General features: G+C 65.5%; 13 protein-coding genes and 1 pseudogene. 9 read left to right on the top strand and 5 right to left on the bottom strand.

Features of this window, described 5'->3' with window-relative positions:
• Positions 1–99: 99 nt before the first annotated feature.
• The 7 genes from EPK82_RS20370 (at position 100) to EPK82_RS20340 (ending at position 5,024) form a co-directional block, all read left to right on the top strand.
• Positions 100–1,716 (top strand): ABC transporter permease, encoded by a 1,617-nt coding sequence (locus EPK82_RS20370; RefSeq protein WP_134677840.1) that lies wholly within the window; start codon positions 100–102, stop codon positions 1,714–1,716.
• Between the two features lie 229 nt (positions 1,717–1,945).
• Positions 1,946–3,028 (top strand): glycine cleavage system aminomethyltransferase GcvT, encoded by a 1,083-nt coding sequence (gene gcvT / locus EPK82_RS20365; protein WP_134677839.1) that lies wholly within the window; start codon positions 1,946–1,948, stop codon positions 3,026–3,028.
• A 94-nt stretch (positions 3,029–3,122) separates the two neighbouring features.
• Positions 3,123–3,512, top strand: a complete 390-nt coding sequence (gcvH, locus tag EPK82_RS20360) for a glycine cleavage system protein GcvH (protein ID WP_047588890.1) — start codon at positions 3,123–3,125, stop codon at positions 3,510–3,512.
• A gap of 140 nt (positions 3,513–3,652) precedes the next feature.
• Positions 3,653–3,967, top strand: a complete 315-nt coding sequence (locus EPK82_RS20355) for an ArsR/SmtB family transcription factor (protein ID WP_134677838.1) — start codon at positions 3,653–3,655, stop codon at positions 3,965–3,967.
• A complete protein-coding gene (locus tag EPK82_RS20350; protein WP_047588893.1) occupies positions 3,964–4,398 on the top strand; it encodes a YeeE/YedE family protein in 435 nt (144 codons plus the stop codon). Before EPK82_RS20355 ends, EPK82_RS20350 begins: the two co-directional genes overlap by 4 nt.
• A 2-nt stretch (positions 4,399–4,400) precedes the next feature.
• The gene (locus tag EPK82_RS20345) at positions 4,401–4,820 is read left to right on the top strand and encodes a DUF6691 family protein (RefSeq protein WP_134677837.1); all 420 of its coding nucleotides are present in this window, start codon (positions 4,401–4,403) and stop codon (positions 4,818–4,820) included.
• Between the two features lie 15 nt (positions 4,821–4,835).
• Complete coding sequence (locus tag EPK82_RS20340; protein WP_134677836.1) at positions 4,836–5,024, top strand: YgaP family membrane protein; 189 nt, start codon at positions 4,836–4,838, stop codon at positions 5,022–5,024.
• Positions 5,025–5,161: 137 nt separating this feature from the next.
• Here the strand turns inward: EPK82_RS20340 and aguA are convergent, their stop codons facing one another.
• The 5 genes from aguA to EPK82_RS20315 form a co-directional block, all read right to left on the bottom strand.
• Positions 5,162–6,268, bottom strand: coding sequence for an agmatine deiminase (aguA, locus tag EPK82_RS20335; protein ID WP_134677835.1), 1,107 nt, complete (start codon positions 6,266–6,268; stop codon positions 5,162–5,164).
• 80 nt (positions 6,269–6,348) lie between these two features.
• On the bottom strand, positions 6,349–7,230 hold the full coding sequence (gene aguB / locus EPK82_RS20330) for an N-carbamoylputrescine amidase (protein WP_134677834.1): 882 nt from the start codon (positions 7,228–7,230) through the stop codon (positions 6,349–6,351).
• 221 nt (positions 7,231–7,451) lie between these two features.
• Positions 7,452–8,093, bottom strand: a complete 642-nt coding sequence (locus tag EPK82_RS20325) for a TetR/AcrR family transcriptional regulator (RefSeq protein WP_037056747.1) — start codon at positions 8,091–8,093, stop codon at positions 7,452–7,454.
• A 63-nt stretch (positions 8,094–8,156) separates the two neighbouring features.
• Positions 8,157–9,215 (bottom strand): polyamine ABC transporter substrate-binding protein, encoded by a 1,059-nt coding sequence (locus tag EPK82_RS20320; protein ID WP_037056749.1) that lies wholly within the window; start codon positions 9,213–9,215, stop codon positions 8,157–8,159.
• A gap of 174 nt (positions 9,216–9,389) precedes the next feature.
• Complete coding sequence (locus EPK82_RS20315; protein WP_037056751.1) at positions 9,390–10,769, bottom strand: glutamine synthetase family protein; 1,380 nt, start codon at positions 10,767–10,769, stop codon at positions 9,390–9,392.
• Positions 10,770–11,563: 794 nt separating this feature from the next.
• Between EPK82_RS20315 and EPK82_RS20310 the strand changes: the two genes are divergently transcribed.
• Positions 11,564–12,922 carry a glutamine synthetase family protein gene (locus EPK82_RS20310; protein WP_037056753.1) on the top strand — a complete coding sequence of 453 codons (1,359 nt, stop codon included), beginning with the start codon at positions 11,564–11,566 and terminating at the stop codon, positions 12,920–12,922.
• A gap of 114 nt (positions 12,923–13,036) precedes the next feature.
• Positions 13,037–13,199 (top strand): annotated as a pseudogene (locus tag EPK82_RS20305) (aspartate aminotransferase family protein); the annotation flags it as partial.

Here is a 13,199-nt window from a genome sequence, read left to right as displayed (position 1 = left end):
TGATCGTCGAGGCAGACGTTCGACGATCTGACCGCTGCCGTTATACTGCGACGCCCCGCCTTGCCGGGGCGTCGTCCTTTCCGTCGCCGAGGAATCCGCGTGCCGCATCCTGTCCAGCGTCGCTGGTACCCCATCGTCCTTGCCGTAGCCGCTCTGGTGCTGATGCCCTTGTCGGTGCTGCTGTTGAGCTGGCACGAGGTGGACCCGCAGATCTGGGCGCACCTGTGGCAGACGCAGATGGCTCGGCTGATCGGCAACACGCTGACCCTGGTGATCGGCGTGGCTGTGGGCGTGACGCTGCTGGGGGTCAGCCTCGCCTGGCTCACCAGCCTCTGCGAGTTCCCCGGGCGGCGCTGGCTGGACTGGGCGCTGATGCTGCCCTTCGCCATCCCTGCCTACGTCCTGGCGTTCGTCTTCGTCGGCCTGCTGGACTTCGCCGGCCCGGTGCAGACGCTGTTGCGCGAGTGGTTCGGCAGCGGTTTGCGTCTGCCGCGCGTGCGCTCCACCGGTGGCGTGATCATCGTCCTGGTGCTGGTGTTCTATCCCTACGTCTACCTGCTCGCCCGCGGGGCCTTCCTGGCCCAGGGCAAGGGCCTGATGGAAGCGGCGCGCGTGCTCGGGCAGAGCCCCTGGCAGGCCTTCTGGCGCGTGGCCCTGCCCATGGCGCGACCGGCCATCGGGGCCGGCCTGGCCCTGGCGATCATGGAGACCCTGGCCGACTTCGGCGCTGTGTCGGTGTTCAACTTCGACACCTTCACCACGGCGATCTACAAGACCTGGTACAGCTTCTACAGCCTGACCAGCGCGACCCAGCTGGCCAGCCTGCTGCTGCTCGCGGTCGCCCTGGTGCTCTATGGCGAACGTCGTGCGCGCGGTGCGGCGCGCCCGGCCAACGAGCGGCCAAGGGGCAAGGCCCTGTACCAGCTGCACGGCTGGAAAGCCTTCGCGGCCAGCGCCTGGTGCGGCCTGGTGTTCGCCTGTGCCTTCGTCATTCCGCTGCTGCAGCTGCTGGCCTGGTTCTGGCAGCGCGGGCGTTTCGACCTGGACGAGCGCTATGCCGGGCTGATCCTGCACACCCTCTACCTGGGCGGCCTGGCGGCGCTGATCACGGTCAGCGTGGCCATGCTGCTGGCCTTCGCCCGGCGCCAGGCACCCAACCGCGCGGTGCGCGTCGGCGTCGCCCTGGGCAACCTGGGTTATGCCCTGCCGGGCTCGGTGCTGGCGGTGGCGATCATGCTGGCGTTCAGCTTCCTCGACCGCGAGATGGTGATCCCCTTGTCGACGGCTTTGGGTGGTGCCGGCAAACCCTTGCTGCTGGGCAGTCTGGCGGCCCTGCTGGTGGCCTACCTGATCCGCTTCCTGGCGGTGGCGTTCGGCCCGCTGGAGACCAGCCTGGCGCGTATCCGCCCGTCGTTGCCGGAGGCGTCGCGCAGCCTCGGCGTCGGCGGCCTGGGCCTGTTCTTCAAGGTCTATCTGCCGCTGTTGCTGCCGGGCACCCTGTCCGCCGCGCTGCTGGTGTTCGTCGATGTGCTCAAGGAGATGCCGGCGACCCTGCTGATGCGTCCCTTCGGCTGGGACACGCTCGCCGTGCGGGTGTTCGAGATGACCAGCGAAGGGGAGTGGGCGCGTGCCGCGTTGCCGGCGCTGACCCTGGTGCTGGTCGGCCTGTTGCCGGTCATCCTGCTGATTCGCCGCTCGGCGCGCAGCTTCGGCTGAGCCTGCCGAGGGCTCTGGCGGGGCGTTGTACGGCGGCGGGTCGCCTGCGCGACCTTTGGTCAGATGACCCCCGCGCACCTTGCGGCTACAATGCGCGCCATTCGCGAACCGGGTAACCCGGCAGACGTGTCGAAAAGCGCACGCGCGGCGGCCGGTGCAATGCAGCACTGGCAACGCCAGCAGCGTCTCGGCGTCTGGATCGCTTCGCCAAGCCCGGAAGGAGACACCCATGGGACAGCGTACCCCTCTCTATGACCTGCACCTGGCACTGGGTGCCAAGATGGTGGATTTCGGCGGCTGGGACATGCCGCTGCACTACGGGTCGCAGGTGGAGGAACATCATCAGGTGCGTCGCGACTGCGGCGTGTTCGACGTCTCGCACATGTGTGTCGTGGATGTCTCCGGTGCTCAGGCCCAGGCCTATCTGCAGCGCCTGCTGGCCAACGATGTCGCCCGCCTGCAGAGCACCGGCAAGGCGCTGTACAGCGCCATGCTCAACGAGCGCGGCGGAGTGATAGACGACCTGATCGTCTATCTCACCGCTGACGGCTACCGGCTGGTGGTCAACGCCGGAACCCGCGACAAGGATCTGGCCTGGATGCATGCCCAGGCAGCTGATTTCGCCGTCGAGCTGCGCGAGCGACGCGACCTGGCCATGCTCGCGATCCAGGGCCCCAAGGCGCGTGCGCGCGTTGCCGAGCTGGTGACCCAGGCGCGGGCCGCACTGATCCATGAGCTCAAGCCCTTCCAGGGCCTTCCTGAGGGCGACTGGTTCATCGCCCGCACCGGTTATACCGGCGAGGATGGGCTGGAGATCGTCCTGCCGGTGACCGAGGTGGTGTCCTTTCTCAACGAGCTGGTCGGTGCCGGTATCTCGCCCATCGGCCTCGGTGCCCGCGACACCCTGCGTCTCGAGGCGGGCATGAACCTCTACGGCCAGGACATGGACGAAGACGTCTCACCGCGTGCCGCAAACATGGCCTGGAGCGTTGCCTGGGAGCCTGCCGAGCGTGACTTCATTGGTCGCGCGGCACTCGAAGCGGAGTGTGCTGCCGGTTGCCAGAGCAAGCTGGTCGGCCTGGTGCTGGAAGAGCGTGGCGTGCTGCGTGCCCACCAGGTGGTACGCGTCGAAGGGCTGGGCGAGGGCGAGATCACCAGCGGCAGCTTCTCGCCTACGCTGAACAAGTCCATCGCCCTGGCGCGGGTGCCGGCGGCCACGGGGGATCGTGCCGAGGTGGAAATCCGTGGCAAGTGGTACCCGGTGCGAGTGGTCCGCCCCGGCTTCGTGCGCAACGGCAAAACCCTTATCTGAATCATCAGGTCGCGGCGTTGGCTGTCCCTCTCGCCACGGCCTGCTAAATTGTCCTGACGGCCCACTTGCCGTCACCGTCTACGAGGAATCGAACATGAGCAATATCCCCGCCGATCTGCGTTATGCCGCCAGCCACGAGTGGGCGCGCCTGGAGGCTGACGGCAGCGTGACCGTGGGCATTTCCGACCACGCCCAGGAAGCCCTCGGCGACGTGGTGTTCATCGAGCTGCCGGAAGTGGGCAAGCAACTGAACGCCGGCCAGGAAGCGGGTGTGGTGGAGTCGGTCAAGGCCGCCTCCGACATCTACGCCCCGGTTGGCGGCGAAGTGATCGCCATCAACGATGCCCTGGCCGACAGCCCGGAAAGCGTCAACAGCGACCCGTACGGCAGCTGGTTCTTCAAGCTCAAGCCGAGCGATGCCAGCGAGCTGGACAAGCTGCTCGATGCCTCGGCCTATCAGGCTGCCGCCGACGCCGACGCCTGATTCGCGTCCCTAGACAGAAAACCCGCTTCGGCGGGTTTTTTGTTGCCTGCAGCAAGCGCTGACCGTTGGTCGTCCGGGCTTACACTTTTGCAAAATACAATATATAAAAATACATATTGTATTTTGCTTGAGTATAGGCCGTGAACGAACCCATCAATATCCAGCAACTGCGGGCCAATGCCGATGCCGCCGGGCAGCTGCTCAAGGCGCTGGCCAACCCCGACCGCCTGCTGCTGCTGTGCCAGCTGTCGCAGGGCGAGCGCCATGTCAGCGAGCTGGAGGCGCTGCTCGGCATCCAGCAGCCGACCCTGTCGCAGCAGCTCGCCGTGCTGCGTCGCGAGGGGCTGGTGGAGACCCGGCGCGACGGCAAGCAGATCTTCTACCGCATCAGCAGCCCGGCGGCGCTGGCGGTGATCGAAACACTGTACCGCCTGTTCTGCGAGGAGCCGTCATGAGCATCGACTGGGTCAGTTTCACGCCATGGAGCGCCCTGGCCGGTGGCGCGTTGATCGGCCTGGCGGCGGCGATCTTCGCCCTGGCCAACGGTCGCGTCGCCGGCATCAGCGGTCTGCTCGGCAGCCTGCTGCAGCGCAATGCGGAAGGCCGTGGCGAGAAGGCCGCCTTTGTCGTCGGCCTGCTGCTGGCGCCCTTGCTCTGGGGGCTGTTCCGCGCGCTGCCGGCGGTCCACTTCGAGGTTGGCGGCCTGGGCCTGATCGTTGCCGGGCTGCTGGTCGGCATCGGCACGCGCTATGGCTCGGGTTGTACCAGCGGCCATGGCGTCTGCGGCCTATCCCGGCTGTCACCACGTTCGCTGGTGGCGACGCTGTGCTTCATGGCCAGCGGGTTCGCCACCGTGTTCGTTCTGCGTCATCTGCTGGGGGGCTGAGCATGCGTCGTGTCATTGCGTTCGTCTGTGGTCTGCTGTTCGGCATCGGGCTGCTGCTGGCTGGCATGGCCGATCCGGCCAAGGTGCTGGCCTTTCTCGATCTTGGCGGTCACTGGGACCCCTCGCTGGCGCTGGTGATGGCGGGCGCCATCGGCGTCGCCGCGCTGCCGCTGAACCTGGCGCGACGGCGCACGCGGGCGTTGCTCGGCGGCGCGATGCAACTGCCGACCCGGCGCGATCTGGACGCCCGCCTGATCGGCGGCAGCCTGCTGTTCGGTATCGGCTGGGGCATCGCCGGCATCTGTCCGGGGCCGGCCCTGGCCATCCTGCTGAGCGGGCACTGGCAGGCGCCGTTGTTCGTCGTCGCGATGCTCGCCGGCATGCTGATCTTTTCCGCGCTGGAGTGCCGGCGCGGGCGCTGACCTGGAGAACCTCCGATGAAAGCCAATGTTGGAACGCTCGACCGTAGCCTGCGCATCGCCGTGGGCCTGATGCTCATCGCACTCAGCCTGACCGGCATCGTCGGCCTGTGGGGCTGGATCGGCGTGGTGCCGCTGGCGACCGGCGTCCTGCGGTTCTGCCCGGTCTATCCGCTGCTGGGTATCAACACCCGCAAGATCGAATGAAGTGCATGGCACGGGCGCAGCCACGCTTCCTTGCGCGTGCGGGAACACGAAAACGCGCGGCATGTGCCGGGCGTTGACAGGTAGGGCACGAGAGAAAGCGGTCGGCAGAGGGGCGGGTTGCACCCACCCCGCACGACTCAGCGGCCTTGCGGCGCCGGCTGCTGCTGCGTGATGCAGTGAATGTTGCCGCCACCGAGCAGGATTTCGCGGCCTGGCACCATGACCACGCGATGCTCGGGGAATACACGCTGGAGGATGGCGCGGGCTTCCTCGTCCTTGGCGTCAGCGAAGCTCGGCGCGACGATGCCGCCGTTGACGATGAGGAAGTTGACGTAGGAGCCGGCCAGGCGGATCGACGGATCGCGCTCCTGGCTACCGTCGGCCATGTCGACGCCTGCGCACTCTTCGGCAGTGGCGTGGATCGGGCCGGGAATGGGCATCTTGTGCACGGTCAGCTGGCGGCCCTTGGCATCGCGGGCGCTTTCCAGCACGCGCATGGCGGCCTGGCAGCGCGGGTAGTTGGGGTCGTTGGCGTCGTCGGTCCAGGCCAGCAGCACCTCGCCCGGGCGCACATAGCAGCAGAAGTTGTCGACGTGGCCATCGGTCTCGTCGTTGTACAGCCCGTCCGGCAACCAGATCACCGTATCGATGGCCAGGTGCTCGTGGAGCACGCGCTCGATCTCCTCGCGTGACAGGTGAGGGTTGCGGTTCCTGTTCAGCAGGCATTCTTCGGTGGTGATCAGGGTGCCTTCGCCATCGACATGGATGGAGCCGCCTTCGAGCACGAAGCCCTCGGTGCGGTAGCGCTTGCTGCCCTCGATCTCGAGGATCTTGCGCGCCACCTGGTCGTCCCGCTGCCATGGCCAGTACAGGCCGCCATCGAAGCCACCCCAGGCGTTGAAGGTCCAGTCCACGCCGCGTACTTCGCCGCTGGTATTGGTCACGAAGGTCGGCCCGGTGTCGCGCACCCAGGCGTCGTCGGTGGTGATCTCCACCAGGCGGATACGCCCGTCGTCCAGGCGCGCACGGGCATTTTCGTACTGCGCCGCGCTGACGCAGACGGTCACCGGCTCGAACTGGGCGATGGCCTTGGCCACGGCGCTGAAGGCGGCCTGCGCCGGCTTGCCGCCGTTGCGCCAGTTGTCCGGGCGCTCGGGCCAGACCATCCAGGTCTGACTGTGGGGTTCCCATTCCGCCGGCATGCGGAAGCCATCGGCGCGAGGAGTGCTGCTCAGGGTCGTCATATTTCACCTGTAGCCCGGAGGCGATCCGGGGTGTCTGTCGCCGCGCCCCAGGTTGCGAACGGGGCACGACATCGTTGGGCTTATTCGCAGAGGCTTGCGCCGTCGAGCGTGGAAAGTGGCCAGTATAGGTTCGGCCGGCGGTCGCGGAACACACCCCAGGCCGTGCGTATCTTCTCCAGTTCGTCCAGATCGAAGCTGTGCACCAGGACGCCTTCTTCGCTGCGGTCCAGTTCTTCGACCTTCTCGCCGTACGGGTTGGCGATGAACGAGCTGCCGTAGAAGGTGATGTCGTAGCCGTCCTGCTCCTCGCGGCCGATGCGGTTGCTGGCGACCAGCGGCATCAGGTTGGCGCCGGCATGGCCCTGCTGAACGCGCTGCCAGTGGTCGCGCGAGCTGATGTTCGGGTCATGCGGCTCGCTGCCGATGGCGGTGGGGTAGAAGAGAATTTCCGCGCCCATCAGCGCCATGCTGCGTGCGCATTCGGGGAACCACTGGTCCCAGCAGATGCCGACCCCGATCCGGGCGTAGGCGGTGTCCCAGACCTTGAAGCCGCTGTCGCCTGGGTTGAAATAGTACTTCTCGTGATAGCCGGGGCCGTCCGGGATATGGCTTTTCCGATAAGTCCCGAGGTTGCTGCCATCGGCATCGATGATCGCGATGCTGTTGAAGCGGGCCCGCCCGGCGCGCTCGAAGAAGCTGATCGGCAGGACCACCTTCAGCTCGGCGGCAACCTTGCGAAAGTGTGCGATGGCCGGGTTCTCCTCGACCGTGGTGGCCAGCTGGGTGTAGTCGGCGTTGGGCTTCTGGCAGAAGTAGGGGGTCTCGAAAAGCTCCTGGATCAGGATGATCTGCGCACCCTGGGCCGCTGCCTGGCGCACCAGCTTCTCGGCGTTGGCGATGTTCGCGCGGGTATCCCAGGAGCAGGCCATCTGGGTCGCGGCAACGGTGACGATACGGGACATGAAGCACCTCTTGTGAGCCGGCATGGCCGGTCAGTCTTCTGCGGAGTGCCATGGCTGGAGGAGATCGACCATGGCGTGATGATCGATTTATATCCGATAAATATCGGTATTAGAAGAGAGTTGAGTGCCCGTTGGTCAATATTTCTCGATTCATATCGATTTTTATTGGGCGTGCAGAAACAAGCCGCCGCCTGGGCAGGCTGCGGCGGCAACGCTTCGGGTCAGGCGAGCGGGGTCGTGCGTTTCGGCAGGGCGGCCGGCAGATAGAGGCCCAGGTAGGCATCGAACACGCGCATGCCTTCCTCGGCCAGGCGCGGCGTGATTTCGCCGTGCAGCTGTACCGAGCGGGCGTAGACACGGTCGCCAAGCTCCATGGCCAGGGCGAATACATCGATATCCGTCGGCAATTGCGGCAGGGGGAAGTGGCGCTCGAACAGGGCCTGCATCAGGCGCCCCAGCTCGATGTCGTGCTGATGATCCGCCTGGGTCACCTCCGCCAGGCCGTGCTGGGCCAGGATCAGCTGGCGGGCCGCCGCATCGCGGGCATAGATGGCCAGCATGCGTCGCTCGATGACGTGCGACAGGTCATGCCAGCTGCGCAGGCTGGCGTGCTCGACCGGCTCCTGCAGGCAGGCGCGGAAGGCGGCGTGCACGTCGGCGGTCAGGCCCTCGAGCAGCGCCGGCACGCTGGCGAAGAAGTGGTAGACCGAGGACGGCGGGATCCCGGCGTGCTCGGCCACCGTGTAGATCGACAGGTTGGCCATGCCGTGTGCGGCCAGCAGCTCGCGGGCCGAGGCGAGGATGCCGGCGATGCGGGCCTGGCTGCTGGCGCGTGGCTTGCGGGTGCTGGCGGGGCGCGACATGACGGGCTCCTCGGTGGGCGAGGTGCTATTGGACGTCAGCCGGCGCCAGCGAGGCAAGCGTCTTCAGGGACCATCGCGGAAGCGCTGCCAGATCTGGTCGCGCACCTGGGCATGCTTGTCCGAGAGGACCTCCAGCGGATACAGGCGCCGCTTGGTGTCCTGGTCCGGGTAGAGGCCGGGCTGGGCGAGCAGGGCGGCGTCGATGAACTGCGCCGAGTCGGCGTTGCCGTTGGGGTAGAGCGTCTCGGCGGTGACCTGGGCGATGACCTGCGGCTGCATCAGGTAGTCGATGAAGCGATGGGCCAGCTCCGGACGGCTGGCGCTGCTGGGGATGACCAGGTTGTCGACGAACAGCACCGAGCCCTCCTGCGGTACCAGGAAGCGCACCGGCTGGCCGGCCTGCGCCGCAGCGAGCGCATCGCCGACCCAGGCCACGGCCAGGCACAGCCTGCCGTTGCTGAGGTCGTCTATGTAGCGCTCGCTATCGACGTAGCGCAGGTTCGGGCGCAGTGACTGGAGCAGGTCGCCGGCGCGCTCGATGCGGCTCGGTGCGCTACGGGCCAGGCTGCGGCCCTGGTAGTTGAGCAGCAGCGACAGGGTCTCGTCCGCCGCGTCCAGCACGCTGATGCCACAGCTGGCCAGGCGCGCGCTCTTCTCGGGGTCGAACAGCAGGCTCCAGCTCTCCGGCAGCGGCCCGCCGTAGGCGGCCTCGGCCTGCGGCGTGTTGATCGCCAGGCCCACGGCGCCCCACAGGTAGGGCACGGCGTGCTGGTTCTGCGGGTCGACCGCGGCCAGCTTGCTGAGCAGCTGCTTGTCCAGGTGCGAGCGGTTGGGGAGCAGGTTGAAGTCCAGCGGGCGAATGCGGCCGTTGGCGATCAGCGTCGGCAGTTCGTTGTGCGAGGGTACGGCGATGTCGATGGCCTGGCCGCTTTCCAGCGCGGCGTTCAGTTCCTCGGCGCTGGCGAAGGTGTGGTACTCCACCTCGATACCGGTGTCGCGGGTGAAGTTTTCCAGCACCTGCGGCGCGATGTAATCGTTCCAGTTGTAGACACGGATGCTGTCGGCGGCCTGGCTCAGGCCGGAGATCAGGCCTAGCAGGACGGCGGCAAAAGCGCGTTGCATGAGAAGCTCCCTGATGGATGAAGGCAACAGTATCCGGCGGCCGTGGCCGTCGGAGGTTGATTCATGTCAGCGGAGTCGCCGTGCGGCGAACCGCTGCTGGCTCCGGCGCAGCGCGCTGGAGCAGGCAGTGTGCAGGCAAAAAGAAGCCGGCTCTACGGCCGGCTTTCCGGGGTGTTACACAGTGTGCAGATACCAGTTGTACTCGAGGTCGGAAATGGTGGTTTCGAACTCTTGCAGCTCGGCTTCCTTGCACGCGACGAAGATGTCGATGTACTTGGGATCGATGTACTTGTTCAGTACCTCGCTGTCGTCCAGTTCACGCAGGGCATCGCGCAGGTTGTTCGGCAGGCTGGGGTCGAGCTGTTCGTAAGAGTTGCCCTCGATCGGTTCGCCCGGCTCGATCTGGTTGGTCAGGCCGTGGTGGATACCGGCGAGGATCGAGGCCAGCATCAGGTAGGGGTTGGCGTCGGCGCCCGCGACACGGTGCTCGATGCGCACGGCGTCCGCGCTGCCGGTCGGTACGCGTACGGCCACGGTGCGGTTGTCCAGCGCCCAGCTCGGTGCGTTGGGCACGTAGAACTGCGCGCCGAAGCGGCGGTAGGAGTTGACGTTGGGGCAGAGGAAGGCCATCGACGCGGCCATGGTGTCGAGGATGCCGCCGACGGCATGGCGCAGCGAGGTGTTCTGCAGGGGATCGTCGGCCGCGAAAATGTTCTTGCCGGTCTTCTTGTCCAGCAGCGAGATGTGCACATGCAGGCCGTTGCCCGCCTGGCCCGGATAGGGCTTGGCCATGAAGGTGGAGTCCATCTCATGGTCATAGGCGATGTTCTTGATCAGGCGCTTGAGCAGCAGCGCGTAGTCGCACGCCTTGATGGCGTCTTCGACGTGGTGCAGGTTGACCTCGAACTGCGCGGGCGCGCTCTCCTTGACGATGGCGTCGGCCGGGATGTCCTGTTCCTTGGCGGCTTCGAGCATGTCCTGCAGGCAGTCGACGTATTCGTCGAGGTCGTCGATCAGGTAGACCTGGGTGGAGTGCGGGCGCTTGCCGGAGATCGGTGAGCGCGGTGGCTGCGGGCGGCCGTTCACGTTCTCCTGGTCGATCAGGTAGAACTCCAGTTCGAAGGCTGCGCAGATACGCAGGCCCAGTTCGTCGAACTTCTGTACCACCTGGCGCAATACCTCGCGTGGATCGGCGAAGAAAGGCGTGCCGTCCAGCTCGTGCATGGTCATCAGCAGCTGCGCGGTGGGGCGCTTCTGCCAGGGTTCGTTGCACAGGGTATTGGGGATGGGGAAGCAGATACGGTCGGCGTCGCCGATATCCAGGCCGAGGCCGGTGCTTTCGACGGTGGAACCATTGATGTCGAGCGCGAAGAGCGAGGCGGGCAGGTTGATGCCTTTCTCGTACACCTTGTGAAGGGCGTTACGGTCGATGCGCTTGCCACGCACCACACCGTTCATATCTGCAATAAGAAGGTCGACGAACTGGACCTCAGGATGTTCCTTAAGGAACGCGTTCGCTTCGTTAAGCTGAACGGCACGCGGGGGTACCGACATGATGCAACACCTTTTTGTTAAAAATATCAATCATGCAACTGCATGGGTGTGAGTCAATCCGAAACGCACATTACTGTCAAGCAGGGCCATTCATGCCCTCTTGTGGGGCGTGATGGCCATTTTTGGGGCGTTTCAGGGCCGTTATGGGTGGTCCAAACGCTGATCTACCAAGGTGCTCAGTGGGGTGTGTTCAATTTTTTACAGAGCTATTGTGTAAAAAAATGAACAAGGCTAAGCTCGGTTCAAACCCATAACAGCAATAATACGGGTGTCTCATGTTTCGCCTGCCGACTATCGGCGTCAGCGCTTGTGTCAGGACCAGCATCGGTCACGCTACCAGCACTCCCCTTCACGCCAGGGGACGTCTTCGCCCCACGCAGGGTGGCGCGCTTGCTGCGGCAGCGCGGCAGCGTACGTTCTCTTCGGCGGCTTTCGCGCCGCTCGGCCTGTCTCGTCAGGCTTTCCGCTCGCTCATTACCCAGCACGATAGCGCACGCAGCGCCGTATCGCTGCAGTGCCTGCGCCTTGGCCCGCGTCCTGCAACGCACGAGGGCGTCCCGGGTTCGAGGCGTCTCGCGCTTAGCCGCGAGATAGACGCCTCGCTGCAGCAACGCAGAAGCGCGCCATTTTCTTTCGATGGAGCTAAAAGTCAGGTGCCGGAGGTGCTGCACCCCTAGTAGCATCCACACGAATATCTCGCGCTCCTCCAGGCCTTTGGTGAGGCTTGCAGGGGGAGGGCGGGGCAACGCTGAACCGACTATAACCCTAGTTGGTTCTACAACCCTGAGGTCTCTATGAGTACCAAGCTAGACCAGCTCACGAGCTGGCTGAAAGAACGCAAAATCACCGAAGTCGAATGCCTGATCAGTGACCTGACCGGCATTGCCCGCGGCAAGATCTCGCCGACCAACAAGTTCCTCGACGAGAAGGGCATGCGCCTCCCCGAGAGCGTGCTGCTGCAGACCGTGACCGGCGACTACGTCGAGGACGACATCTACTACGACCTGCTGGACGAGGCGGACATCGACATGTTCTGCCGTCCCGACCCGAACGCCGTGTTCGTCGTGCCCTGGGCCATCGAGCCCACCGCCATGGTGATCCACGACACCTTCGACAAGCAGGGCAACCCCATCGAGCTGTCGCCGCGCAACATCCTCAAGAAGGTGTTGCAGATGTACGAAGGCAAAGGCTGGAAACCCATCGTCGCACCGGAGATGGAGTTCTACCTGACCAAGCGCAGCAGTGACCCGGACTTCCCGCTGGAGGCCCCTGTCGGCCGTTCCGGCCGCCCGGAAACCGGCCGTCAGAGCTTCTCCATCGACGCGGCGAACGAGTTCGATCCGCTGTTCGAAGACATGTACGACTGGTGCGAGCTGCAAGGCCTGGATCTGGACACCCTGATCCACGAGGAAGGGCCGGCGCAGATGGAGATCAACTTCCGTCACGGCGACGCCCTGCACCTGGCCGACCAGATTCTGGTGTTCAAGCGCACCATGCGCGAGGCCGCGCTCAAGCACGACGTGGCGGCGACCTTCATGGCCAAGCCGATCACCGACGAGCCGGGCAGTGCCATGCACATCCACCAGAGCGTGGTGGACATCAAGACCGGCAAGAACATCTTCTCCAATGAAGACGGGACGATGAGCGAGCTGTTCCTGCACCACATCGGTGGCCTGCAGAAGTACATCCCGGAGCTGCTGCCGCTGTTCGCGCCGAACGTCAACTCGTTCCGCCGCTTCCTGCCCGATACCTCGGCGCCGGTGAACGTGGAGTGGGGCGAGGAGAACCGCACCGTGGGCCTGCGCGTACCGGAAGCCAGTCCGCAGAACCGTCGCGTGGAAAACCGCCTGGCCGGCGCCGATGCCAACCCCTACCTGGTGCTGGCGGCGACCCTGCTGTGCGGCTACATGGGCATGGTCGGTGGCGTGAAGCCCGGGGCACCGGTCAAGGGCCGTGGTTACGAGCGTCGCAACCTGCGCCTGCCGGTGACCATCGAGAGCGCGCTGGAGCGTATGGAGTCGTGCAAGGACGCCGAGAAGTTCCTCGGCGAGAAGTTCATCCGTGGCTACGTCGCGGTCAAGCGTGCCGAGCACGAGAACTTCAAGCGCGTGATCAGTTCCTGGGAGCGCGAGTTCCTGTTGCTGTCGGTGTGACGATGCAGAGCCGCTGATGGCTCGGTGGCAGGCGCTTCGTTCGCGACGGCGCCTGCCACGATTCAACGGATTTCCGCGGGCCGCCCGAGCGGCCCGCACAAAGAAGGTGTTGTGATGAACCAGCAAGCCAAGAACCCCAAGACCGCTCAGTGGCAGGCCCTGAGCCAGGCCCACCATCTGGCGCCGTTCAGTGACTACAAGCAGCTGGCCGAGAACGGCCCGCGCATCATCACCGAGGCCCGTGGCGTGCACCTGTGGGACAGCGAGGGGCACAAGA

The sequence above is a fragment of the Ectopseudomonas khazarica genome (assembly GCF_004521985.1).
GTDB lineage: Bacteria > Pseudomonadota > Gammaproteobacteria > Pseudomonadales > Pseudomonadaceae > Aquipseudomonas > Aquipseudomonas khazarica.
This window is presented reverse-complemented; position numbering and strand designations above follow the sequence as displayed.